The sequence below is a fragment of the Psychrobacter sp. W2-37-MNA-CIBAN-0211 genome (assembly GCF_040309405.1).
Classification (GTDB): domain Bacteria; phylum Pseudomonadota; class Gammaproteobacteria; order Pseudomonadales; family Moraxellaceae; genus Psychrobacter; species Psychrobacter glaciei.
Genome location: NZ_JBEOOU010000291.1, coordinates 1 through 264, shown reverse-complemented (window position 1 = coordinate 264; position 264 = coordinate 1). Strand labels below are relative to the sequence as shown.

Sequence of the window (264 nt, the reverse complement as noted above, 5' to 3'; positions counted from 1 at the left end):
AAATATTTCAGCAGTATCCAGACGCTAAAGTCAAAGTTCATAACTGGGACTATGATTCAATTGAAGCTATTATTCGAGGAGAAGTTGACATTGGTTTTACTGGCCGAGAGAGCCACCCAAGATCAAAAGAATCGATTAAACTTTTACCTTACTTTATCAATTACGAAGTATTATTTACCGACCTCCCCTTAGTGTATTTACATAAAGATCACCCAGCCTTAAAAGAAGATTGGAATATTGATACTTTTGTAAAATATCCACAAA

General features: G+C 34.5%; 1 protein-coding gene. It reads left to right on the top strand.

What is annotated here, in order from left to right; genetic code table 11:
- Positions 1-264: hypothetical protein (locus AAEY72_RS15285; protein WP_502945404.1), on the top strand; the 264-nt coding region annotated here is incomplete at both ends.